Annotated in this window: 18 protein-coding genes; 4 read left to right on the top strand and 14 right to left on the bottom strand. The window is 70.2% G+C overall.

Features of this window, described 5'->3' with window-relative positions:
* The first annotated feature begins 318 nt into the window (after window positions 1-318).
* Complete coding sequence (locus OG357_RS36435) at window positions 319-696, top strand: nuclear transport factor 2 family protein (protein ID WP_024757633.1); 378 nt, start codon at window positions 319-321, stop codon at window positions 694-696.
* A gap of 153 nt (window positions 697-849) precedes the next feature.
* On the opposite strand, the gene OG357_RS36430 is transcribed toward OG357_RS36435, so the two are convergent.
* The 4 genes from OG357_RS36430 to OG357_RS36415 form a co-directional block, all read right to left on the bottom strand.
* Entirely contained in the window at window positions 850-1,677 is an 828-nt protein-coding gene (locus tag OG357_RS36430; RefSeq protein WP_329625170.1) for a helix-turn-helix domain-containing protein, read from the bottom strand.
* A gap of 439 nt (window positions 1,678-2,116) precedes the next feature.
* Window positions 2,117-3,169 carry a tyrosine-type recombinase/integrase gene (locus tag OG357_RS36425; protein ID WP_329625169.1) on the bottom strand — a complete coding sequence of 351 codons (1,053 nt, stop codon included), beginning with the start codon at window positions 3,167-3,169 and terminating at the stop codon, window positions 2,117-2,119.
* Window positions 3,170-3,661: 492 nt separating this feature from the next.
* Window positions 3,662-3,928, bottom strand: a complete 267-nt coding sequence (locus tag OG357_RS36420; protein WP_329625168.1) for a hypothetical protein — start codon at window positions 3,926-3,928, stop codon at window positions 3,662-3,664.
* 281 nt (window positions 3,929-4,209) lie between these two features.
* Window positions 4,210-4,512 carry a response regulator transcription factor gene (locus OG357_RS36415; protein ID WP_329625167.1) on the bottom strand — a complete coding sequence of 101 codons (303 nt, stop codon included), beginning with the start codon at window positions 4,510-4,512 and terminating at the stop codon, window positions 4,210-4,212.
* A gap of 313 nt (window positions 4,513-4,825) precedes the next feature.
* Between OG357_RS36415 and OG357_RS36410 the strand changes: the two genes are divergently transcribed.
* Entirely contained in the window at window positions 4,826-6,613 is a 1,788-nt protein-coding gene (locus tag OG357_RS36410) for an ABC transporter ATP-binding protein (RefSeq protein WP_329625166.1), read from the top strand.
* Window positions 6,614-6,875: 262 nt separating this feature from the next.
* Here OG357_RS36410 and OG357_RS36405 read toward each other — a convergent pair whose 3' ends face one another.
* Window positions 6,876-8,114 (bottom strand): DUF418 domain-containing protein, encoded by a 1,239-nt coding sequence (locus tag OG357_RS36405; protein ID WP_329625165.1) that lies wholly within the window; start codon window positions 8,112-8,114, stop codon window positions 6,876-6,878.
* A gap of 138 nt (window positions 8,115-8,252) precedes the next feature.
* Complete coding sequence (locus tag OG357_RS36400; protein ID WP_329625164.1) at window positions 8,253-8,780, bottom strand: hypothetical protein; 528 nt, start codon at window positions 8,778-8,780, stop codon at window positions 8,253-8,255.
* Window positions 8,781-9,160: 380 nt separating this feature from the next.
* Here OG357_RS36400 and OG357_RS36395 point away from each other — a divergent pair, with 380 nt between their 5' ends.
* Both OG357_RS36395 and OG357_RS36390 read left to right on the top strand, forming a co-directional pair.
* Window positions 9,161-9,787, top strand: coding sequence for a response regulator (locus OG357_RS36395; protein ID WP_443066839.1), 627 nt, complete (start codon window positions 9,161-9,163; stop codon window positions 9,785-9,787).
* A complete protein-coding gene (locus OG357_RS36390; protein WP_329625162.1) occupies window positions 9,784-10,905 on the top strand; it encodes a sensor histidine kinase in 1,122 nt (373 codons plus the stop codon). The genes OG357_RS36395 and OG357_RS36390 overlap by 4 nt, the downstream gene beginning before the upstream one ends.
* A 111-nt stretch (window positions 10,906-11,016) precedes the next feature.
* On the opposite strand, the gene OG357_RS36385 is transcribed toward OG357_RS36390, so the two are convergent.
* The 8 genes from OG357_RS36385 to OG357_RS36350 form a co-directional block, all read right to left on the bottom strand.
* The gene (locus tag OG357_RS36385; RefSeq protein WP_329625161.1) at window positions 11,017-13,641 is read right to left on the bottom strand and encodes an RICIN domain-containing protein; all 2,625 of its coding nucleotides are present in this window, start codon (window positions 13,639-13,641) and stop codon (window positions 11,017-11,019) included.
* 40 nt (window positions 13,642-13,681) lie between these two features.
* Window positions 13,682-16,045: a non-reducing end alpha-L-arabinofuranosidase family hydrolase gene (locus OG357_RS36380; RefSeq protein WP_329625160.1), complete on the bottom strand. Its 2,364-nt coding sequence runs from the start codon at window positions 16,043-16,045 to the stop codon at window positions 13,682-13,684.
* Between the two features lie 279 nt (window positions 16,046-16,324).
* A complete protein-coding gene (locus OG357_RS36375) occupies window positions 16,325-17,875 on the bottom strand; it encodes a sigma-70 family RNA polymerase sigma factor (RefSeq protein ID WP_329625159.1) in 1,551 nt (516 codons plus the stop codon).
* Between the two features lie 193 nt (window positions 17,876-18,068).
* Window positions 18,069-19,544, bottom strand: coding sequence for a non-reducing end alpha-L-arabinofuranosidase family hydrolase (locus OG357_RS36370; protein WP_329625158.1), 1,476 nt, complete (start codon window positions 19,542-19,544; stop codon window positions 18,069-18,071).
* On the bottom strand, window positions 19,544-20,290 hold the full coding sequence (locus tag OG357_RS36365) for a cupin domain-containing protein (RefSeq protein ID WP_329625809.1): 747 nt from the start codon (window positions 20,288-20,290) through the stop codon (window positions 19,544-19,546). The genes OG357_RS36370 and OG357_RS36365 overlap by 1 nt, the downstream gene beginning before the upstream one ends.
* On the bottom strand, window positions 20,287-21,183 hold the full coding sequence (locus tag OG357_RS36360) for a PmoA family protein (RefSeq protein ID WP_329625157.1): 897 nt from the start codon (window positions 21,181-21,183) through the stop codon (window positions 20,287-20,289). The genes OG357_RS36365 and OG357_RS36360 overlap by 4 nt, the downstream gene beginning before the upstream one ends.
* Complete coding sequence (locus OG357_RS36355) at window positions 21,180-22,226, bottom strand: Gfo/Idh/MocA family protein (protein WP_329625156.1); 1,047 nt, start codon at window positions 22,224-22,226, stop codon at window positions 21,180-21,182. The genes OG357_RS36360 and OG357_RS36355 overlap by 4 nt, the downstream gene beginning before the upstream one ends.
* Window positions 22,223-23,269, bottom strand: coding sequence for an endo-1,4-beta-xylanase (locus OG357_RS36350; RefSeq protein WP_329625155.1), 1,047 nt, complete (start codon window positions 23,267-23,269; stop codon window positions 22,223-22,225). The genes OG357_RS36355 and OG357_RS36350 overlap by 4 nt, the downstream gene beginning before the upstream one ends.
* Window positions 23,270-23,288 lie beyond the last annotated feature (19 nt).

Below are 23,288 nucleotides of genomic sequence, written 5' to 3'. Positions count from 1 at the left end.
CTGCAGCATCGCGACGAGCCGCTGGTCTGGGTCGTCGAGGCTGATCCCGCTCAGGGCGACCGCCTTGCGGCCCCGGTACAGAGGGTGTTCGGGTGGACGTTGAGCGCCTCGGCGGTCCGGGTCACATCACCGAATCCGTCCTAAGCGTGGCGGGTGACGGGATGCGTCGTGGTGAGGAGCGGCGGATACATGCATGGCGAGTCTCCGGGGCAGACGGGAACTCCCGGACGCTAGTGCTGTGACCGGGATGGTTCACCGTGGTCGGAGGATGGCTCACGGGACGAGCGCGTTCCGCGAGGAGACTGGTATTACTGGTGCATGCAGGAAGAGACCGCGCGGTCCGCGATCGACACGTTCATCTCCGCGTTCAACGCCTCGGACGACAGCTATGTGACTGCGTTGCTCTCCCAGGCCCTCACCTCGGACGTGGTCTTCTGGGGACCGTTGGGCCGCAGTGAGGGGATCGAGGCGGTCGAGCGGTTCGTGCTGGACATCCGGCGCCACCCCGCGGGGACCGGCACGATGGTGCGCTGTTCGGCGGTGGACATGCCGGACGAGTGGGCCCGGTACCAGTGGGTCTTCACGACGCCGGATGGAGGCCCCCGCCTGGCGGGAACGGACGTCGTCCATCTGCGGCGGAGCCTCATCGACCAGGTCATCGTCTTCGCGGGGGAGATCGAGCCGTCCGCCTCCTGAGCCATTCTCCTCTGGCGCCGTCCTTCTCCTGAACCGGCCCCGTTCGGGGCTCCGGATCTGCCCAGCCGAGATCATCTTCACAACGCTTCGGTCGTCCGCGCTTGGCCACGAGCAGACCGATGATGCGCTGTGGCTGTGTAAGTTCGCGGTTGGTCAGGCTGCGGTGTTGAGGGGGCGTCCGCCCCAACGGATGCCCTTCTCGCTTCGGATGCGGGCGCGTTCCTTGCGTTCGGCGGCCAGGACATCGCGGTGGCGGGCGTTGGCGTTGCGCCAGCGTAGATAGGCGTGCAGGGCTCGTGTCTGCACGGTGTGGTTGGGGTGGTGGGAGTTGGCGATGCGGTGGTAGGTGGCCGGCACCCGGTCGGGGTGTTTCCGTTCGGCCCAGCCCGAGCCTGCGGTGGGCCGGATCCCGAGTGGGCCGAACTCGTCGAACGCGAAGACCCGGTCGGGGAAACGGTCCAGGACGTGCTCGATCCGGTCCAGCTTCGCCTCGCGGTCGGGGTCGGTGGATTCCTTCCATGTCTTGGTGCGCTGGAAGGTGACTCCACGGCGGGCGAGCAGGCCGCGTAACGCCTCGCGGCCAATACGGATCACTCGGCCGTGGACTGTGGGCAGGTAGGCGACGAGTCTGCGAAGCGACCAGCGAGTGAAAGGCTGGCCGAGCTTGGTGGGGCGGGTGGTGGCCGTCTGGACGACGAAGTCCTCGTCGTCATCGCTGAGCAGGCGGGGACGGCCTCCCGCCCACCGAGGGTCCAGGCAGGCCAGGCCGATCTCGTTGAACCGGTGGATCACATCGCGCACGGTGTCCTCGTCGGCCGCCACCAGCTGGGCGATCACCGGCACCCGATTCCCGCCGGCCGAGGCCAGCAGCATCATCGCGCGCCGATAGCGCACCGAGTTGGTGCTGCCCCGGCGCACGATCTGCTGCAGCCGCTGCCCCTCCTGGTCGGTCAGTCTGCGCACACGGACAGGCTCGGCCACCGCGCCTCCAGTGGTCGGATCGGACGTCACCGCACATCCAACCGCCACGACAACCAACCCGGCTAACCTATGCGGTCACAGAACTAGCCGTGGCGGACCCTGTTTCCGTTTGGTCGAGCCGGACAACGTAGCCCCGGACGGACTGTCCGCGCGTGCAAGACCGCCGGAGAGCCGAGCCCTGCTCTCACACCGTTCGCACGGCGGCGGGTGCGGGCTGGTCGGATCCTGTCCAGACGCGCCAGGACCGCCCGCCGGCACCCGCCCCGGTGGCGTCCTACGCGCGGCGCCCACCGCCCACTCTGCGACCCAGGATCCGGGCCATACACGGACCAACCACGCCCCGCCCGGCCGAATCGAGCCCATCTCCACTGGTCAGACACCCACGCACGGCGTGTACCACCAGCAGACGAAGAACCTGTTGTTCTCAGAGGCAGCGGAATCAGGCCGCTTCCCAGAGACCGGCGTCCAGGATCCGCGCGGCTTTGGTGATGCTGCCCGGCATCAGGTGTCGGTAGGTCCGGTACGTCTCCTCGATGGACTTGTGGCCCATCCATTCAGCGACGTCGGTGATGGGGATGCCGTTCCCGAGGGCGTTCGAGGCGAAGTAGTGGCGGAAGCCGTACATCCCGACGCCCTTCTCCGGCGGGAGGTCCGTGAAGAGCCGCTTCGCGCGGCGCCGCTCCATGCCTTCGGTGAAGTAGCCGCCCGGGCCACGCAGGAGGTAGCCGTCCTTCGTGGCGCCGTGCTTGGCCTCGTACCGTTCGATCGCCTCTCGCACCGACCGAGGCAGGGGCACCTCTCGGAATTCCCCCACCTTGCGGTGCTTCAGCTTTGCCGGCTTCAGCGTGTTCGAGTGGATCTGCTCCCGCACCCGGTAGACATCCTGTGCCACGACATTGTTGACGTTCACCGCCCGCGCCTCACCATTACGCAGGCCGCACCCCGCCATCATGACGATCTCCAGCGCAAGGTCCTCGTCGGCTACAGCCAACGCCTGTTTCACGTAGGCGAGCGACGGGATGGCCACCTGCTCGCGCACGTATTCCGGTTCCTGGACTCCCTTCACCGGGTCGTCCGCCATGGCCCCCTTGGCGTACGCGTCCCGCAGGATGGTCTTGAGAACCCGGAACATGTTCACCTGGTTCCCTAGGCCGACCCCGTCGCTTTCCATCTCGTCCAGGAACCGCTCGATCACCATCGGCGTGACCGAGTTCAGCTTTCGTGATCCGAGGCGGGGGACAATGCGTACGTTGATCGAGCTGTCGACGTGCTCGCCGGTGGAGTAGTCCGTGATCTTGCGCTGCCGGGGCCGCCACTGCTTCGCGTACTCCTCGACCGTCTGCTGGCCCAGTTCCCGGCGGGCCGCCGCCACGGACGGCGCCGTGGTCTTCTTCTCCGCGTAGAGCTGTGTGAGGCGTTCGATCGCGTCGTCCTGCGTGCCGTAACCGGACTCCTCGCGCTGCCTGCCGAGCGCGTCCCGGAAACGGATCATGTACGGGTGGGGCAGCGGGTGGGCTTGGCGCAGCCGCAGTCCTTGAAGCAGGACCCCATGCCGCGGGCGAGCTGTCGGGCCATGTGTCGGACCATCCGTTCCAGCCCAAGAACCGTGCTCAGGCGCCGCACCGCGGGTCGGAGGTCAGCAAGCGGGACACGGCGGGGACGCGTGCTGACCGTTTGCTGACTTGAGGGGGGCACATGATGCCCCTGACCTGCGGCGACGCCAAATAGTCAGATCTTGGACTTGAACAGAGTGCGCAGCACTGTGGACTCCTCGAAGACGGCTCCCTGCCTGCTTCCTGCAGGTCAAGGGCGGCCCCGACCTTACACCGACACCCCCGTTCGATGCTTGTGAGGAACATCGCTCCGCTGGGGCGAGACGGCGCATTCTGCCCGGGATCTCGGTCGCAGCAGGGCCTGTTGAGGTATCTGCCCCGGAACGGCCAGGGACTCATGCTGACCAGATGCCGACTTCATTGACGATACGTCAGTTCTTTGCCGGGCGATGCGCCGGGATCACGGACGGATGAGGGGGCGCGCGCGGCGGTGCAGTCCCGAGAGGGGACGTGGCAGCCGCCGATCTACACTTCATCCAGTCCTCGCGGGCCTGGCGGATCTGCTCGCCAGTGCGGCCGACGAAGTTCCACCACATCACAATCAACGAACATCGCTGCAGGTCAGCAGCTTGCGAGCCTCGGAGGTCAGCAAGATGCAGCATCATCGGCAGGAGCGTGCTGATGCTCGTCGCCTTCATATGACAATGATGTGGGGAACCCGGTAGGCGGCATCGTAGCCGCGGTCTCCGAGGAGAATCGATGCGGGCGATCTCCTCGTCCTCCTTCGAAGAGGCCCTGGAGCCGGGGTATCGAGGTCCCCTCAGACACTGGGGGAATCCGGGGAGATCCGGACCCGCCAACCGCAGCTCGCCCGCGCCACCGGGCCGATACCCGTCCAGCTGGCCGCTCACCGCGTGACCCGGAGAAGATCTGACGCACGCTGCGGCAGTCATCCGCCGGCGAACTCCACCCCCCTCCCTCAGGGCGATCGCCGCAGTTTGCCGCATCCGAGCCTCTCGAAGATGTGCACGATGTGGGTGGTGACGGTGCGGGCGCTGAGCGCGAGCCGGGCCGCGGTCTCGGGGTTGGAGCAGCCGCGGGTGATCAGCCCCAGGACATCGAGCTCGCGCGGGCTCGGGCCGTAGAGGGCCGGCGTGCGGTGTCCCCGACGGCCGGTCATGGACTCGTTGGCGACCAGGGCGTTGAACGTCGCCTTCTCGACGCACCGCACCGCCGCTGCGTGCAAGGGGTCGATCCGGCCCCACGGCGTTCGAGGAGTCACCGCGGACCTCTGGATGCGGACGGTGCGGACTCCCTGCGAAGCAGGCGACTCGCGGGGCAATAGAGGCGCCGTTCATCAGATCTCTCGCCCCGTGGGGGATCTCCGCTTCCAGCCACTCGGCGGGGGTCCGCCCGACGATCTTCGGATGGTCGAAGAGACGTCCCGCCTTGCAGGCTGGGGCATGACACGCCGTACACACGAGCACGAGCTGGCCATCTCACACCGGTTCACCGGCCGGTGCGGCGGACCGTCGTGACGCCAGCTACGGGGCGTTCGCCCTGCCATAGCGGCAGACCACCAGGAGAGGATTCTTGTGAACACCGCATCCGCCCCGGAGACGACGGGTGCCGAGTCCCTGCTCGTCCGCGAGACGCTCAAGGCGCTGTACGGGTATGTCCGACCGCACCGGTGGACCGTCGTACTCGGTCTGCTGTTGGCGCTGGTCGGGGCCGCCGGAGGGCTGCTGCAGCCGCTGGCCACGAAGGCGCTGGTCGACCGGCTCTCGTCCGGTGGCACGCTCACCACCATTCTGCTGGCGCTGACCGTGCTGGTGCTGCTGAGCACGGTGGCCGAGGCGTTCGGCGCCTATATCCTGGAGCGGACGGCGGAGTCGGTGGTCCTGGCCGCCCGCCGCAGCCTGATCGGCCGACTGCTGCACCTGCGGCTGACGGCGGTGGACCGGATGCAGCCGGGCGATCTGATGTCACGGGTCACCTCCGACACCACACTCCTGCGGGCCGTCAGCACCCAGGCCGTGGTCAACGCCGCGACCGGGGCGCTCACGCTGATCGCGGCGGTCGTGGTGATGGCGTTCCTGGACGCCGTCCTGCTCGGCGTCACCCTCGTCGTGGTCGCGGCCGTCGGCGCGGGCGCCGCCCTGGTGATGCCGAAGATCGGGCAGGCCGCCGAGCGTTCCCAGGCAGCGGTCGGGGAGATGTCCACCGGCCTGGAGAGGGCCTTCGGCGCGTTCCGCACGGTGAAGGCGTCCGGTGCCGAGCAGCGGGAGACCGCTCGCATCGAGGCGTCGGCCCGGCGGGCGTGGCGCCACGGTGTGCGCGGCGCGAAGTGGGAGGCCCTGCTGGGAACGGCGGACAACCTCGCCGTCGAGCTGGCGTTCCTCGCCGTGCTCTCGGTCGGCGGGGCACGGGTGGCGTCCGGGGACATCCCCGTCTCCACGCTCATCGCCTTCCTGCTGTACCTGTTCTACCTGATGGAGCCGGTGTACAAGCTGGTCGAGGCCGCCTCCGCGTACCAAGAGGGCGCGGCCGCGATCTCCCGGATCAAGGAGGTGGACCGCCTCGCGGCGGAGCGGCCGGCCACGTACAAGCCGGTGCGGACCGAGGCGCGTCCGGCGTCGGTCCGCTTCGAGGATGTGTCCTTCCGCTACGGACCGGGGCTGCCGCCCATCCACCAGCAGGTGGACTTCGAGGTGCCGGGCGCCGGGATGACCGCCTTCGTCGGGCCTTCGGGCGCGGGCAAGTCGACGGTCTTCTCGCTCATCGAGCGGTTCTACGAGACGACCGGCGGCCGGATCCTGGTAGACGGCAAGGACATACGCCAGTGGCCGCTGGCCGAGCTGCGGTCCGCCATCGGGTACGTCGAGCAGGACGCGCCGGTGCTGGCCGGCACCCTGCGGGAGAACCTGGTCTTCAGCGCGCCCGGCGCGACGGACGACGACATCCGCGCCGTCCTCGCCCGGACCAGGCTCGACACGCTCGTCGACCGTCTCCCGCACGGCCTGGACACCCTGGTCGGGCACCGCGGCTCGAAGCTGTCCGGCGGCGAACGCCAGCGCGTCGCGATCGCCCGCGCACTGCTGCGCAGGCCCCGGCTGCTACTCCTGGACGAGGCGACCTCGCAGCTCGACGCCGTCAACGAGCTGGCGCTGCGGGACGTCATCGCCGAGACGGCACGCGAGACCACCGTCCTGGTGGTGGCACACCGCCTGTCGACGGTCACGAACGCCGAGCGCATCGTCGTCATGGACGCCGGCACGGTCCGTGCGATCGGCACCCATGAGGAACTGGTGGACAGGGACGAGCTGTACACACAGCTGGCCGCGACCCAGCTCCTGACCCCGGCGGGGCGCCCCGGCGGGTAGGGCGGGTGTCCCACCGGCCGCCCCCGCCGCACGGCGGGGCGGAGGTGCACGCAGAGACCACGAGGAGTGCCACGCCTGATCGAGCGGGGGTCCAGTCGGCGGCGTGCCGCCGACACCGGGCTACGCTGCTGTGCCGTGAGCCGTGACCGGCACGCCCGCGCCGGGCACCGCCCCCGCAAGGGCTGACGGGAACAGCCCTTGCGGGTCACGTGGATCGGCGCAGCCGGGACGGGCCATGCGTGCCGACCGTCCCGGCCCGGCCTCATCGGATGTGCTTCGCCGTCTTGGTGGCGGCGTTGAGCAACGCCTCCATCGGTCCGCGGCGGAAGAAGCGGGACCAGCCCGCGGCGAACGCGATCGCTCCGAGGATGAACAGGAGCACGGGGATCCAGGACGTCTGGCTGCTTTCGCCGGCCGATATGCCGAGCATGGGCTGGGCAAGGAAGTGACCGACGTAGGCCGTCAGGGACATGGTGCCCACGGCGATGACGGGTTTCGCCAGGCTGCGCAGGCGCGGCAGGCGGTCCATGAGCACCGTCGCACCGACGACCACGAGGATGGCGACGCCGACGCTGCCGATGATGTCGAAGGTGGTGCCGCTGTGCGGCCCGGCGGACAGCAGTTCCGAGGCCGCCCGCTGGGGGGCCTCGAAGGATCCGCTGCCGAAGGACGACGCCTTCTCGAACCCGGCGGACGACTTCCCGTCCTCCGCCATGCTGCGCAGCGCGTCCTTGCCCGCCAGCAGCAGGGACAGGCCGTACGCGCCGACGGTCAGAGCGGCACCGAGCGCGGCCAGGCGACGCTGGACGGGGACGGACGACAGGTCGAGGCGGGCCAGCGCCATGCCGGCGACCACGAACGACATCCACGTGATCGTCGGATAGAAGCCGGTGAGCAGCAGGTCGAGCACGCCGACCTCGCTGATCTTCTTGAGCGGGTCGTAGGCGTCGATGGTCTGCTGGACGGACTCGCTGAGCCGCGAGTTCAGGACGAACGCCAGCTGGGGTGTGACGAGCGCGAGCCCGGCCGCGGTGATCGCCAGTGCCTTGGCGGACAGCCGCAGCAGGGGCAGGGCGAGGAGGAAGTAGACACCGTAGAAGCCGAGGATGATCACTCCCCCGTACTCCATCGCCAGCACGGTGCCCAGCGCCAGCAGGACCACGGCGCGGATCGCGATCCGGGCCTTCGCCTGCCGGCCCGCCAGGCCGGTCTTCGGCTCACGGCGCCCGGCGATCAGCATCAGCGAGAACCCGGCGAGGGTGGCGAACAGAACCGACGAGTGGCCGTCGGCAAGGTACCGGACCCATCTGGCGACGCCGTCCGTGGCCGACAGCGGCGGGCCGATGTGCACGATGTACATGCCGAACACCGCCAGCGCGCGGGCCAGATCCACCCCGACCAGGCGCCCCGTCGAGGGACCTCCGGAGAGCTTCCTGGCGGACTCGGTCGAAGTGCGGGGCAGTGGAGGCGAGTTCTCCTGCGGCGGCTGTATCTGTGTCATACGGACAATCTCCGGGCGCCGCCAGGAAGCGGACCATCCGACGGGCTTCGGTGAGATCCCCGCCGACCCCCGGGACCAGCCCCGCCGAGTGGCGGAACAGCGCCCAGGACGGTTCGCGGGCCCGGACGGCCCACCGTCCTACTTGATGACGGCGTTGGCCACCACGACCACGAGGCCGAGCAACGCGTCCACCGTGCCGATCCTCACGGCGGAGCCCCAGGTGCGACCGGCGGCGCGGGCCGCGGACAGACCCCAGGCGAACAGCAGCACCACGTTCACGGCGAAGACCACGCACTCGACGTCCGCCGTGGGCCACCATCCCCAGGCGGCGCCGAGCAGCACGCCCAGCGTCGGCACCGTCGCCACCACCAACGGCCACTCGGACAGCAACAGCCGCACGCCGGCGCGCACACCGTGATGGGTCCGGTCGCCACGCAGGGCCATCAGATGCGCGTAGCCGTGGGCCAAGGCCGAGGCGAAAGCCGTCACCAGGAGCCATTGGGCGCTGTTGAGCCGGTCGGCGGGCGCCGTCTCACCCTGTTCCGTCAGGGCGGCCACCATGGAACTGGCCAGCACCGCCCCGTACACACCCCCGAAGAGCACACGGGGTCGCGCCGCACAGCGACGCAGAGCGCGGACGGGCTGACGCAGGAACGGGCGGGGCATGACGGGGTCGTCCTCGATCGGTAGGGAAACGGCTGCGGCCCGCGGACTCGTGCGGGCCCATGGACCGACTCCAGCGGACGAGGACGACGGACACCATCCGCCGTCCTTCGTGCACTGCCCGCCGACGGGCGGGATCGTCCCCCCGAACGGCTGGAGCCGACCCGCCGGATGTCCACACTCCACGGTCATCGCGCCACCGCGTACCCTGCCGGACGTACTGTCGACGGCAGGCGATCACCGTACGAGAGCGTGTACGCCCCGGTGCGGGTGCCGACACGGATCGCCGAGAGGCCGGACGGAGCAGACGAGTGTGAGGCGGAACGCCGGTGATCCGGGTAGTGGTGGTGGATGACGAGGCCCTGGTGCGGTCCGGTTTCCAGATGATCCTGAACGCGTCCGACGGCATCGAGGTCGTCGCGACCGCCGAGGGGGCGCAGGCGGCCGACGTCATCCGGCGCGAGAGGCCGGACGTCGTACTCCTCGACATCCGCATGCCGGACGTAGACGGCCTGACCGTCCTGCGGAAGATCCAGGAACTGGCCGCACCGCCGCACGTCGCCATGCTGACCACCTTCGACACCGACGAGTACATCCTCACCGCGCTGCGGTCGGGTGCCGCCGGCTTCCTGCTCAAGGACACCGAACCCGAGCAGCTCGCCCAGCTCGTGCGCACCCTGGCCGCCGGCGGGGTGGTGATGTCCCCGAAAGCCTCACGCGCGCTGCTGCGCGGTCACCCTGGGGCGGGAGCACCCCAGGACGCGGAGGTGGCACGCGTGAACCTGCTCAGCGACCGGGAGCGCGCCGTCCTCGTCCTGGTCGCGGAAGGACTGTCCAACGCCGAGATCGGCACCCGTATCCATCTGAGCGCGGGCACCGTCAAGGACCACGTCAGCTCGATCCTGAACAAACTGCGGGTCGCCGGCCGTGTCCAGGCCGCACTGCTCGCCGAGCGCGCCGGACTGCTCGGCAGGAACGGCGACAACCCGTCACGGGACAACGGGCGATGAGCACGGGCCGGGCACTGTGGCGGCGCGTACCCCCCTGGGCCGTCGACGGGGGTCTCGTCGTCCTCGCCGTGCTCGACGCCTGGATCAACCTCTACGGCGAGGGGACCCCTCTCGTCTGGGCCTGCGTCGCCCTCGGCAGCACGGCGTTGTTCCTGCGCAGGCGCTTCCCGCTTGCCGTCTTCCTGTTCACCCTGCCCATGACCCTGTTCATGGACGTCGCGGTCGCGCCGATAACCGCCCTGTACACACTGGCCGCGTCCACCCGCAACCGACCGATGCTGGCCGGCTGTGCCCTGCTGAACGCGGGGGTGGACACCCTCGTCTGGCCGTTGTCCGACGCGTTCGACGGCGACCGGACATGGACGCTCGTCCAGTTCGTCTACACGCTGGCCACGGCCGTCGCCCCCGTGCTGTTCGGCCAGCTCGTGCAGGCCAGGCACGACGTGGCCCGACAGCTCGTCGAGGTCGAAGAGGCCCGGGAACACGAACGTGCCCTGCACGCCCAGACCGTCCTCGCCAGCGAGCGCGCCCAACTCGCCCGCGAGATGCACGACGTCGTCTCCCACCAGGTCAGCCTCATCGCCGTGCAGGCCGGGGCGATGCAGGTGGCCGCCAAGGACCTCGACGCCCGAGAGGCGGCTCGCACCATCCGCACCCTGAGCACGAACACCCTGGACGAACTCCGCCACATGGTCACCCTGCTCCGCGCCTCAGGCGGCAGGGAAACCGCACTCACCCCCCAGCCCACCCTCGCCGACCTCCAGCAGCTCATCGCCAACAGCGGCATCGAGACCACCCTGGCCGGGGAGCTCCCCGCCGGCATCAGCACCACCGCTCAGCGCACCGTCTACCGTACGGTCCAGGAAGCACTCACCAACGTGCGCAAACACGCCCCCGGCGCCCGCGCCGAGGTACGCCTGTGGCACGACGCACACCACTTCGGCGTCACCGTGACCAACTCCGCCCCCACCCGGCCGTCTGTCGCCCTGCCCAGCGCCCACCACGGCCTCATCGGTCTGAAGGAACGCGCCGAACTGCTCGACGGCGTCCTCACCGCCGAATCCACCCCACAGGGCGGGTACAAGGTCGAACTACGAGCCCCCGCCCGGTCCGACTGAGCCGGCCGCGCAAGCAGCCCGCGAGGCGTGTCGGCAACGGGTCGCCCCTCGGGGCCGTAGCACCTGCCGGGGCCGCAGGCACCGTGCCTGCGGCCCCGCTCGGGGGGAGGGTCAGGACGGGTCGCCGTACTGGAGGCCGCGTCCGTTGGTGCCGACGTAGACGCGGCCGTAGGTGTCGGGGTCGCCGGTGACGACGCCGACGCCTCCGATGGCGCCCCACTGGTGGGCGTCGTCGTTGACGCGGAGCCAGGTGGCGCCCTTGTCGGTGGAGCGGAAGACTCCGGTGACGTCCTTGACGGTACCGATCAGGTAGAGGGCCTGGTAGGAGGCGCCGGGTGCGGCCTTGCCGAAGCCGAGGGCGGACGCGGACCGCACCGTGGTGAGCGTGGTGAAGGTGCGGCCGCCGTCGGTGGAGTGCAGCAGCCCCTGGCCGCCGCCGGCGATCCACAGGTCTCCGGCGACGCCGGGGACGGCCGTGACCCTGCCGGCGGGCAGGTTCGTGGCGCGGGCGGTGAAGGTCGCGCCGCCGTCCGTGCTGGCGTGGAGCGTGCCGCCGGACAGTGAGTAGAAGGTCCTGGCCGAGGAGCGGTCGGCGACGACGACGGCGTCGGTGCCGAGGCCGTGGACCTTGGACCAGCTCGCCCCCTTGTCGGTCGAGCGGTACGGGGCCTGGCCGGCCTGGGTCCAGACGATGGTTGAGCCGTCCGCCGCGAGCGCGGCATGACCGTCCTGGGCGCCGGCCACCGGCTCCGCATTGAAACCGGTCCAGCTTGTGCCGCCATCGGTGGAGTAGGCGCCGTCCTGCGCGCCGCCACGGCCGACACGGACCATCACCGATGGGTTGGCCTGGGCGAAGTCGATGTCGGTGCTGTTGCTCATCATCGGGTTGCTCAGCCGCCCGGCGGGCACCTTGGTGAGGTCGTCATGGCGGAAGCCGCCTTGGTCGCCCATGGCGGTGATCACGGTGGCGCCGCCGGGCGGGGCGATCGCGTCCATCAGCGCGGTCTCCTCCAGCCCTCGGGCGCCCATGCTCCAGTGGCTGGTGCCTCCGCTGTCGGAGGCGTCGGCGTCCTTGCTGCGCAGGATGCCGTTGCCGGTGCCGTACAGCACGTGCCCGGAGTTGAAGGGGTCGATGGCCAGGGCGGTCATCCAGTGCCCGGTGTGGGTACCGACGTAAGGGGCAGCGGAGGCGTCCCGTACCGACTTCCCGGCCAGTGCCTTCCAGGTCGTGCCGCCGTCGGTGGTCCGGTAGATCTCGTCCTCGGGCCACCAGCGGCCGAGGGTGGTGACCATCACCGTGGACGGCTTCTGCGGGTCGACGGACAGGCCGGAGAACCCGTAGTCGCCCTGGGACGGGGAGATGTTCTTCCACGTCCCGCCGGCCGGCGTGTGCTTCCACACCGAGCCCGCCGTCACGCCGTTGGGTCCGAGTGCGTTGGTGTACGTCAGGTAGAGCGAGCCGTCACCGGAGAGCACGCCGTGCTGCGGCAGCTGTCCGGTGGGCTGCCCGGAGACGGCCTGCCAGGTGCTGCCGCCGTCGGTGGACCGGTACAGGGAGGTGGACCTGTCGGCGACGCCGACGTAGATCGTCCTGCTGCCGGCCGGGCCGTACGTCACGAAGGAGATCCCCGCGCCGCTGACCGCCCCGTCCTTGACGGGGAACGAGGAGACCTGCTGCCATGTCGCGCCGTGGTCGGTGCTGCGCCACAGGCCGTTCTTACGGGTGCCGAGCAGCAGGGTGCGGTTGTCCGAGGGGTCGATCACGAGCCGTTCGCCCGCCCCGCGGCCGTCCTCGTTGCCGCCCAGCTTGAACGGCAGGTCGGTGCGCCGGAAGGTGCGGCCCCGGTCGGTGGAGCGCAGGAGCGCGCCGTTGCCGGCCCACTCGTTGGTGTAAGTGCCGGCCGCGAGGTAGAGCCGGTCGGGGTCGACGGGGTCGGTGGCCAGCGCGTCGATGCCCAGCAGGTTCCAGTCCTTCTCACCGAGCCAGTCGGTCAGCGGGATCCACTGCTCGGCCGCGCTGTCCCAGCGGTAGGCGCCGCCCATGTCGGTACGCGCGTACAGCAGCCCCTTCTCCCGCGGGTTGAACACCAGCCCGGTGACGTAACCGCCGCCGACCACCTGGGCGTTCCTCCACGTGTACGGTCCGGCCGCGGCCGCCTGCGCGTCGGCGACCTTCAGCAGCCTCCACTGCTGGTTGGCGCTGCCCCTGCCGGGATACTGGATGACCGCCGCGCCCTGAGCCGTGGAGCCTCCGGAGACGTCCAGGACCTGGCCGCTCCTGCGGGAGGTGAAGGTGACGGCGCCGGAACCGCTCACCTCGTCGATCCGCCACTCCTGGGAGGCGGAGGGGCTGTCGGTCTGCTGCTCGGCGGCGGCCGCCTGTGCGGTCGCATCGCCTGCTATGCCCAGCACCTTGCCGCTGTTGCGGTTCACCAGCTCGTAGTAGCCGTCGCCGGTGGGCCGCAGCCGCCACTGCTGGTTGGCGGTGTTCTGGTCGGTCCACTGCTGGATGCGGGTGCCGTCGGCGGTGGAGAAGGCGTTGACGTCCAGGGCCTTGCCGCTGCGCACGGAGAGCAGCCGGTAGTAGGCGTTGGCGTCGACCGTCGCGGCCTGCGAGTCCTCCTGGGTGAACAGGAGGTACGGGACGACGGCGGCGGGCACACCGAGCAGCAGGGCGGTAGCGCTCCAGCGACGACGGTGACGCCCGCGGCGCGCGCCGTTCGTGGGGTTGTTCATGAGGGGGGTGTTCTCCTTGGGTAACCGTGGATCGGGCGGGTCAGCGCTGCAGGGTGAGGACGCCCGGCCGGTACGGCATTCGGTCGTAGGGGCCACCCGCGGTGCGGGACTTGCCCTGGTAGAGGAACTGCAGGTTGCAGGGGTCGATGGGCATGGTCTGATCGGGGTTGCTGCGGACCAGGTCACCGTGGCTGATGTCGTCGGTCCAGGTGGCGCCGCTGTTGGCCCTGCCCGCGAAGGGGTTGCTCTCGGTCGCGGCCTGCGGGGTCCACGCACCGCTCAGGCTGGAGGCCGTGAACGAGCGGAAGTAGCGCTGTTCGTTCACGCCCCGGGCCTCGACGATCATGAGGTACTGGTCCTGGCCCTTGACCTTGTAGACCTGGGGGGCCTCGAACAGGTTCTTCGCCGTGTCGCTCATGACCGTCGTGTACGACGAGCCGAAGCTGCCCGGGAAGTTCCCGATCGGCATGCTCGCCCGGTAGATCTTGCCGTTGTCACCGGCGAAGAACAGGTACATGTTCCGGTCGTCGGCGATGAGCGTCTGGTCGATCGGGCCGGTGCCGGATTCGGTGCGGGGAATGCTGCCGGTGAACAGTGGCTTCGGCGCGGACCAGCCGTCGGGGTCGGTGGGGTCGCTGGACGTGCGGTAGCTGAAGGGCGACGCACCCCACTGGTACGCGAGCACCCAGGTCTTCTTGGGCGCGAAGTAGAAGAGCGTCGGTGCCACCGCGTTCTGGCTCATCTTCGTCTGGCCGGCCGACGCCATGTCTGACCAGTTCGTGAAGGGGCTGAACGCCATCGAGCCGTACGAGGTTCCCGACGCGCTCGACGCGTAGACCAGGTGCTTGCCGTTGTGCATGGCGTGGGTGAAGTCCTTCACCGCGGCCCATCCGTTCGCCGGCTGGGCGAGGGCGCCCGTCGAGCTCCACTTGTACGTCGAGGGAAGAGCACACGCGCCGCTGCCCGTCGCGGAGGGGGCGGTCCACTTCTGGTTGCCGACCGACGCGCAGGTGTACAGCTGGATCGTGGTGCCGTTCGCGGTGGCCGCGCCGACGGCGTCGAGGCACAGCCCGGCCTGGACGCCGGTGATCGTGCCGTCGGCGTTGATGTCCCACTGCTGGTTGGCGCCGCCGTTGCAGTCCCAGATGATCACCGGGGTGCCATTGGCGGTGCCCTTGCCCTTGGCGTCCAGGCACTTGTCGCCGTGGACCTGCAGCTGCTTGGCGGCGGTGTGGGTCCAGCGCTGGCCGGCCGGTCCGCCGCAGTCCCACAGGTGCGCCCGGGTGCCGTTGGCCGTGGCGGAGCCGGGGATGTCGATACAGCGGCCGGAGGCCACACCCTTGATCTCCCCGGCACGGTCGGTCGGTTTGGTCGGCGTGGTGCCGGAGCCGGACGTGAGAGCGTTCATGACGGCGGTGTAGGCGGGCTTGGGCTTGCCGTTCCGGTCGAACAGCAGGGGGCTTTCGCCGCTCCGCCAGGAGTCGCTGTCACGGACGCCCCACACAGTGATGCCGGTGCACCGGGCCACGGACAGGCAGGTGCTGACCGTGTTCGCGTAGTGGGTGGGTGATGCCTGGGCGATGTCCAGCTCGGTGATCTGGGCGTCGGCGCCCAGGGAGGCGAAGGCGGCCAGGGTGGTCCTGAAGCTCGCCGGCGGGCCACCCGCGCCGAAGTGGCTCTGGAACCCGACGCAGTCGATGGGCACGCCGCGGGACTTGAAGTCCTTCACCATGCGGTAGACGCCCTGGGTCTTGGCGTCCGACCAGTTCTCGATGTTGTAGTCGTTGTAGCAGAGCTTGGCCGAGGGGTCGGCCGCGCGGGCGGTGCGGAACGCTTCCTCGATGAAGCCGTCGCCCAGCACCTTCTGGAAGACCGAGTCGCGGAGCCGGCCGCCGCCGCCGTCGGCGAACGCCTCGTTGACCACGTCCCAGGCGTAGATCTTGCCCTTGTAGTGAGTCAGCTGGGTGGTGATGTGGTGGTTCATCACGCCGCGCAGCGTCTTCGCGTCGCGGATGGAGCCCACCCAGGAGGGAAGCTGCGAGTGCCAGACCGTGGTGTGGCCGCGTACGCGCTGACCGCGAGCCAGGGCACGGTCGACGATCCGGTCCGCGGGACCGAAGTCGAAACGGCCGCGGGACGGCTCGATGGCGTCCCACTTCATCTCGTTCTCCGGGGTGATCATGTTGAACTCCCGGTCGGCGATCGCGGTGTACGCCGAGTCGCCGAGCCGGCCTGCGGCCACAGCCGTGCCGAAGTACCGGCCCGAGGGGGCCGCCTCGGTACCCAGGGCCGCGGCTCCGGCGGAGTTGGGGAGGAGCGTAAGGGCACCGGCGACCACCGCTGCGGCCGACAGTCCTATCGCCCAGGTCCGGCGACGGCGGCGGAGCCGGTGCAGGCCCTTCATGCCTTTCCTCGCGGGTCGCGGTTCAGGTGGGGGCGTTGCGTCATGGGAGGCCTCTCTTCAGGGGGATACGCCAGTGGGGGAAGGTCACCCCTGAAGTGGAGGCTGCCGAACTCGCGGACGCGTAACAGAAAAGTCGCGCCGTCCGGAAGTTCGCTCAGTGACGCATGTCGCAGGCAGAAAGCGTTATGCCGAGCCCCGCGGTTCGGTCGTCCCCGCGGAGGCGGTGCGAGGCACCCGACTCACTGCCTGGTGGGAAACGGCATGGCGCAGGAGCGACTCTCAGGACCAGGTCCGGCGCACGATGAAGGATGCCTGCCCGGCGAAGGTCCGTGTTCCGTCGGAGCCGTCGAGCCAGATGCCTCCGTCACGGTGGCGGAGGACGGAGCCGGGATAGTTGTGCGCGTGCAGGGTCACCGACCCCGCGACCGACCCAGGGCGCGGACAGAAGGTCGCGTCTTCACGGAACAGATTGCTGCCGTCGTCGGCGCTCAGCCGCAGCCGGAGGTAGTAGTGGCGAAGATACCGGCCGTCCGCGGCGCGGAAGGTGACGCACCGTGTGTCGGCCAGCCCCGCGATGACCGTGAAGGTGCCCCGGTTGCGGGTCTGCGCGCCGCTGGACGCGGAGACCCGACCGAGCGTCGCGTGGTCGCCGGCATAGGTGACGAACAGGCCGGGTTCGTCCACGGACTCCAGCGACCGCGCGCCGAGCGGGACAGTGGCTGCGGCGGCGGACGGACTCACGGGGGACGGTTCGTCCGACGTCGTGGCGCGCGACGGGACCGGCGAGGCGGTGCCGGCCGTGGGGGCGGCGATGACGGCGGGCACCCGAGGCGCCGGTTCGGGCCAGGTCACATAGGTGGCGGTTCCGGCGATGAGCACCGCGCCGGTGGCGAGGCTCACCAGCGGGTGAGCGGTGATCGCCGCGAGTTTGCCGGTCAGCGCGACGGGCAGGCCACCTCCCCCCGTCGCGGTGCCGACAGCGAGGTGTGCCGCGGCCGGCCCGGCGGCGATCGCGGCGGCACTCGACAGCAGGCCCTTGGCGGCGAGCGCGGAGACCAGTCCGGCCGGCACGGCCAGTGTCGCGAGGCCGAGGGGGAGCAGCTCGGCCGGAACCCGTTCCGCCGTCGGCGCCGTGCAGACCGGGCACTCACGGGTGTGCCGCGCCAAGCGCTTGCGCCACACCGATGCGCGCAAGCCGTCCCAGCCGACGACGGCCTCGTCCAGTCGGGGACAGCGCGGGTCGGCCTCCAGCGCGGCGACGATCGTCCTGCACAGTTCCAGCTGCTCACGCATGCGTTGCAGGCGCACTCCGACGTGGGCGACCGTGAGCCCGGTCGCGGCGGCGATGTCGTCACGGCTCAGCGAACCGGCGCATTCCTGCCACCAGAGCGACAGCAGCACCCGATGATCCGGATCGAGCCATCGGCCGGCCTCGACGACGCGACGGCGCTCGTCCGAGACATGCAGCCGCAGGATCGCCGTGTCCACAGGCTCCGCGCCGGCGTCCGGTATCCGGTACGCCTCGTCGATGACCGCGGTCCGTTCGGCGAAGGCGTGCTTCCGGTGCAGGTGGGTGTTGATCTGGCGGAGCGTGATCGACACGAGCCAGGACCGGAAGCTCTCCGGGGCGCGCACGGCCGGCAGGTCGCGCACCACACGCAGCAGGGTCTCCTGGACGACGTCGTCGACGTCGGCATGGCCGCTCAGCGCTCGCCCTACGATGTTGTAGACCAGCGGCAGGTACGCGGCGATCAGCTCCTCGCGCGCAAGGTCGTCACCGGCCTGCGCCGCGACGACCAGCCCCGCGTGGTCCACGTCGATGAGCCCCATTCCCACCCTCTCCAGGGAAGCGGTCCACCGGCGGACGGCGACCGGCCTCTGCGTCGGCAAAGAATACGACGTGAGACGGGGTCGGTCCGCCGGCGTCGCCCGGTGGGCGGCCGGCACAGGTGACGCTGGTCCCGGACCCGGCCCTGGCCCGGGACCATGGCGGGCCCGGGTGACGACCGGGCCCGCCACGTGGTCAGCGCTGTCGCGTCAGCAGACCCGGGCGGTAGGCCCACTGGCCGTAGTCGCCGCCGGAGTTGGGATCACGACCCTGGTAGAGGAACTGCAGGTTGCAGGGGTCGATCGTGAAGGTCTGGTCGGCGCCGGCGCGGATCAGCTCGCCGTGGCTGATGTCGTTGGTCCAGGTGGCGCCGCTGTTGGCCTTGCCGGCGAAGGGGTTGCTCTCGGTCGCGGCCTGCGGCGTCCACGAGCCGTTGAGGCTGGTGGCCGTGAACGAGCGGAAGTAGCGGTGCTCGCTCGCGCCCCGGGCCTCGACGATCATGAGGTACTGGTTCTGGTCCTTGACCTTGTAGACCTGGGGCGCCTCGAAGAGGTTCTTCTCCGTGTCGCTCATGATCGTCGTGTACGACGAGCCGAAGCTGCCCGGGAAGTTCCCGATCGGCATGCCGGCCCGGTAGATCTTGCCGTTGTCACCGGCGAAGAACAGGTACATGTTCGTCCCGTCGCCGATGAGCGTCTGGTCGATGGGGCCCGTTCCCGACCCGGCGATGCTTCCGGAGAAGAGCTCCTGCTCCGCCGACCATCCGTTCGGGTTGGTGGGGTCGGTCGACGTCCGGTAGGAGAAGGCGGTCCTGCCCCACTGGTAGGCGAGCACCCAGATGTTCTTCGGCGCGAAGTAGAAGAGCGTGGGTGCGACGACGGAATTCGACATCTTGTTCTGGCCCGTCGTGGCCATCTGCGACCAGTCGGCGAACGGGGTGAAGTTCATCGAGCCCCAGCCCACTCCCGTCCCCGTGGTGCCGTGGGTCGTCGCGTAGACGAGGTGCTTGCCGTTGTGGGGGGCGACGGTGAAGTCCTTGAGCGAGGCCCATCCGGCCTTGGGCTGCGCCAGCGCGCCCGTCGACGACCAGCGGTACGTCGAGGGAAGGGCACAGGTGCCGGGGGTGCCGCCGCCCACCTTGACGAACTGCCACTGCTGGTTGGCGCCGCCCCAGTCGTCGTACTGGACGACGTTCGCCAGGTCGGCGGTGGAGGCGCCCTGGACTTCGAGGGCCTTGCCGCTGTGGCGCGCGACGAGCCTGACGTGGCCGTCCGCGCTGTCGGCCAGGCGCCACTGCTGGTTGGTGCCGTTCACGTCGGCCCACTGGACGATCGCGGCGCCATTGGCCGTGGAACTGTTCTGGATGTCCAGGACCTTGCCGGAGTGGCGGGACTTGACGCGGTAGTAGCCGTCGCCTGAGGCGACGAACTGCCACTGCTGCTGGTTCTGGTCGTTCCTGGTCCACTGGGTGATGCGGGCGCCGTCACCGGTCGCCAGGTTGTAGACGTCCAGGGCCTTGCCGCTGTTGCGGTTGACCAGCACGTACCAGGCATTGGTGTCGACGGCCGCGGCGGCGGCGGGCGGGGCGGTGAGGAGAGAGGCCCCGAGCAGCAGCGACGACAGGACCGCGAGGACGAGACTCAGGACCAGGGGTGGACGGCGAAATCTCATCAGGAGAGCTCCTTCGGAGGGTGGGGGTGAGGTGACTCCGACGAACCGCGCGGCGGCCGCGTCGGGAGGTCGGGGACGGGATAGGGACGGAGACGGCCGCACATGCCGAAGACCGGGTCCTCCGGGCTCTCCAGCCGCGACACCTCGCCGTGATCGAGGTGGGAGAGGTCTCCCGCCTTCAGCGATGCCAGTTGGCAGCCGGTCGCGAGGGTCGCCGCCAGCGGCCCGTCACGCCAGCGGAACCACCAGGCGTCGAGCAGCTCGCTCTTCAGGCGGTGCGCCGCGCCGTGGAACTCCCGCAGCCCTCCTTCGCGGCGCAGGGTCAGGAATCCCTCCAGTGCCAGGTCACGGCGGCGGCGCGCCGCCGCGGCGTGGTCGCCGGTCAGGACGGCCGCCGCCCGGTAGGCGTCGGGATCGGCAAGCACGGGCGCGGGGAAGGTGAAGACGGCGTCGCCCGCCTCGGGGAGGCCGCTGTTCTGCATGAGGACCACGAGACGCAGGCCGCCGGCATTGACGAGGCGGTGGATCGTTCCGGGGGTGAACCAGACGACGTCGCCGGGGCGCAGCGGGGTGTCGGCGAAACCGGAGGCGGTGAGGGTCTGGACGCTGCCCTCGCCGCCGATGACGACGTACGCCTCGGAGCAGACGAGGTGCATGTGCGGGGTACCGCCGCACAGCCCGTCGGCGGCCTCCCAGTCGTACACAGTCAGCCCGGAGATCCCCACCCCGCCGGGAAGCGGGGTCACCACGGGTGTTCCTCGACGTGGCGGGACAGGCGTGAGGGGGTCCACGCGCCGTCGGCCACGACGATCCTGTAGCGGCGCGACAGGGTGTCGCCCGGGGCCAGGGGCAGTTCCTTGTCGAACGCCAGGGACGGGTTGACGGCGGGGAAGGGCTCGCTGCGGACGAACCAGTGGCAGGGGGCGTCCGGATCGTCCAGGAACAGCAGCGTGGAGGAGCGGTCGACCTCGTCGTGCGTACCGACGAAGGCCAGCCAGTCGCCCTGCTCGCCCATGCCGGGGCCGATCACCCCGCCGCCGGTGAAGTCGCGCGGGCCGCGCCAGAAGAGGCCCGAGTATCCGGCGAGTTCTCTGCCCTGTGTGCCGGGGCTGCCGAACATCAGGTCGATGTCGAGGACGTTGGTCAGCGCGGTGGTGATCTCCAGGGTCCAGGAGTCGGCCTCGACGTCGCGCGCGGTCAGCGTGCGGCGCTCGTCGATCCAGTGCTGCCCCGCCATCGTGTGCCAGGCGAGGTGTTCGGTGACGACGGCGCGGCCGGGGCTCGTTTCGGCGGCCAGGGAGAGGCTGCGCATCGTGCCGAGGTTCGGCAGGTCGACGTAGCCCTGCCCGCGCAGGTAGGTGCCGCCGCCCCAGAAGTTCTGGCCCGACACCCATGACGCCGTGAACTGGACGCCCTTGTGCCAGCGGTGGTCGTGCGGGCGGTACGCGGTGACCACGTCGCCGGCGAGGGTGCGCACCGGATGAAGGTAGGGTTTCGGCGCCTCGAAGGGGTTCATGACCGGCCGGTGCACGTACCGGAAGAGGTCGGTGCCGCGTGCCCGGACGGCCAGCGCGTCCTCGTGCTCCAGGAGCTCGAAACGCTCCGGGAGTCCGACGTGCTCGGGGGGTTCGGACGTCATCGGAACACCTCCGGGTGACCCCCGTCGAGCGATCCGTGGAACGGGTCGGTCCCGTCGATCTCCCCGCGCCGGACCGGCAGGCCGGTGATCGCTGCCTTGTACAGGGCGGTGACCAGTTCCATGGTGGGGCGGCCGAGGTCGGGCCGGATGCCGGCCTCGTAGCCGTCCAGGAACTCCGCGAGCTGGGCGGTGTGCGAGCTGGGCAGGTCGTCCGGCGGCTCCCACTTCGCGTGGGGCGACCTGGCGGTGAACGTCCAGTCCGCGTTGGAGTAGCCGTACAGGTGCCGCAGCTCGACCGTGGCACCGGTGAGGTCGAACCGCAGGTAGCTCTCCTCGCGTGGCGAGAGGACGCTGTTGACGACCGTCGCGAGGGCTCCGTTCTCGAACCGGACCAGCGCCGTGGACACGTCCTCGGTCTGCACGTCGCGTGCGAGGCGGCCGGCCATCGCGCGTACCTCGGCCCATGGGCCGAGCACCGCGAGCATCAGGTCCATCTGGTGGATGCCGTGGCCGAGCGTCGGGCCGCCGCCCTCGCTCCGCCAGGTGCCGCGCCAGGGCACGTCGTAGTAGGCGTCGTCGCGGTACCACGCCGTGACGCACTGCGCGACCAGCGGACGGCCCAGGGTCCCGGCCGCGATCCGGTCGCGCAGGTACCGGGCGCCCGAGCCGTACCTGTGCTGGAACACGGCGCCCGCGGCGGCGGTGCCCTCGGCCGCGTGGATCCGGTCGAGCTCGGCCAGCGACAGGGCCACCGGCTTCTCGCACCACACCCACGCCCCGGACTCCAGGCAGACCACGGCCTGTTCGGCGTGCAGGTACGGCGGCGTGCACAGGTGCACGAGGTCCGGCCACTGCTCGTCGAGCATCGTGCGCAGGTCGGTGTAGACGGCGGGAATGCCGTGCTCGGCCGCGAAGGCCTCGGCGCGTGCGGCGTCCACGTCGACGGCGGCCACGATCTCGGCGCGATGTGCCTGCGCCCGGAGGGCGGGTACGTGGCAGATGCCCGCGATCCCGCCCGCTCCGACGATCGCCGTCCTGATCATCCGCCCAGCACCTTCCTGATCGCGTGGTAGGCGGGCTTGGGCGCCAGGTTCTCGTCGTAGGGCAGCGCGGCGCCCTCACCGGGGAAGACGGAGGGGATCCACGAGTACTTGTCGGTGTAGTCCCAGATGGTGACGCCGACGCACTTCCTGACCTCCAGGCAGGCTTTGACGTAGTCGGCGTACCAGGTGGCCTGGGTGGCGAGCTTTTCCGGGGTCGCGGGGAGGTTCATACGGATGTCGAGCTCGGTGACCGCGACCTCGACGCCGAGGTCGGCGAAGCGCTGCATGTTCTGCTTGACGTCGGCGGGGAAGCCGTACTGGAGCGCCAGGTGCCCCTGGATGCCGAAGCCCTCCACCGGGACGCCGTCGGCCTTCAGCTGCTTGATCAGGTGGTAGTAGGCGTCGCTCTTGGGGCCGATCCCGTCGACGTTGTAGTCGTTGAGGTACAGCTTGGCGTGCGGGTCGACCTCGTGGGCCCAGCGCAGGGCGTCGGCGATGTAGCCGGGGCCGAGCGTCTTGTAGAAGACCGACTCGCGGTAGCTACCGTCCTCGTTGAAGGCCTCGTTGACGACGTCCCAGTGGATGACCTTGCCCTTGTAGTACCGGGCCACCTTCTGGATGTGGTTCTTGAGGACGGGGCGCAGCTCTTCGGCGGTCCAGCTGCGCTCGGTGAGCCAGGCGGGGAGCTGGCTGTGCCAGACGAGGGTGTGGCCGCGGACCTTCTGGTGGTGGGCCTTGGCGAAGGCCACGACCTCGTCGCCGGCGGTGAAGTCGAAGACGCCGGGCTCGGGTTCGGTGGCGTACCACTTCATGGCGTTGCCGGGGGTGGTCTGCCCGAACTCGCTGCCGAGGAGCTTCAGATAGGCGGCGTCGGTGAACTCGGGGTTGTCGGTGGCCGAGCCGAAGTACTTGTGGTGCTTCCTGGCCAGTTCGCCGAGCGTCCTGGGACGCGGCTCGGCACTCGCGGGCGCGGCGGCGAGGCCGGCCGCGAGGCAGACGGCGGCGGACAGGGCGATGAGGTGCCGGGACATGGACATGGACATGGATGACTCCTCGGAGGGG

This window comes from Streptomyces sp. NBC_01255, from assembly GCF_036226445.1.
Lineage (GTDB): Bacteria > Actinomycetota > Actinomycetes > Streptomycetales > Streptomycetaceae > Streptomyces.
This window is presented reverse-complemented; position numbering and strand designations above follow the sequence as displayed.

What these genes read in the sequence shown, in the direction of transcription:
- OG357_RS36435 (WP_024757633.1), top strand. Translation starts at nt 319, where the DNA reads ATGCAGGAAGAGACCGCGCGGTCCGCGATCGACACGTTCATCTCCGCG.
- OG357_RS36425 (WP_329625169.1), bottom strand. Translation starts at nt 3,169, where the DNA reads ATGATCCGTTTCCGGGACGCGCTCGGCAGGCAGCGCGAGGAGTCCGGT.
- OG357_RS36420 (WP_329625168.1), bottom strand. Translation starts at nt 3,928, where the DNA reads ATGAAGGCGACGAGCATCAGCACGCTCCTGCCGATGATGCTGCATCTT.
- OG357_RS36405 (WP_329625165.1), bottom strand. Translation starts at nt 8,114, where the DNA reads ATGACACAGATACAGCCGCCGCAGGAGAACTCGCCTCCACTGCCCCGC.
- OG357_RS36400 (WP_329625164.1), bottom strand. Translation starts at nt 8,780, where the DNA reads ATGCCCCGCCCGTTCCTGCGTCAGCCCGTCCGCGCTCTGCGTCGCTGT.
- OG357_RS36395 (WP_443066839.1), top strand. Translation starts at nt 9,161, where the DNA reads ATGATCCTGAACGCGTCCGACGGCATCGAGGTCGTCGCGACCGCCGAG.
- OG357_RS36390 (WP_329625162.1), top strand. Translation starts at nt 9,784, where the DNA reads ATGAGCACGGGCCGGGCACTGTGGCGGCGCGTACCCCCCTGGGCCGTC.
- OG357_RS36385 (WP_329625161.1), bottom strand. Translation starts at nt 13,641, where the DNA reads ATGAACAACCCCACGAACGGCGCGCGCCGCGGGCGTCACCGTCGTCGC.
- OG357_RS36380 (WP_329625160.1), bottom strand. Translation starts at nt 16,045, where the DNA reads ATGAAGGGCCTGCACCGGCTCCGCCGCCGTCGCCGGACCTGGGCGATA.
- OG357_RS36375 (WP_329625159.1), bottom strand. Translation starts at nt 17,875, where the DNA reads ATGGGGCTCATCGACGTGGACCACGCGGGGCTGGTCGTCGCGGCGCAG.
- OG357_RS36370 (WP_329625158.1), bottom strand. Translation starts at nt 19,544, where the DNA reads ATGAGATTTCGCCGTCCACCCCTGGTCCTGAGTCTCGTCCTCGCGGTC.
- OG357_RS36360 (WP_329625157.1), bottom strand. Translation starts at nt 21,183, where the DNA reads ATGACGTCCGAACCCCCCGAGCACGTCGGACTCCCGGAGCGTTTCGAG.
- OG357_RS36355 (WP_329625156.1), bottom strand. Translation starts at nt 22,226, where the DNA reads ATGATCAGGACGGCGATCGTCGGAGCGGGCGGGATCGCGGGCATCTGC.
- OG357_RS36350 (WP_329625155.1), bottom strand. Translation starts at nt 23,269, where the DNA reads ATGTCCATGTCCATGTCCCGGCACCTCATCGCCCTGTCCGCCGCCGTC.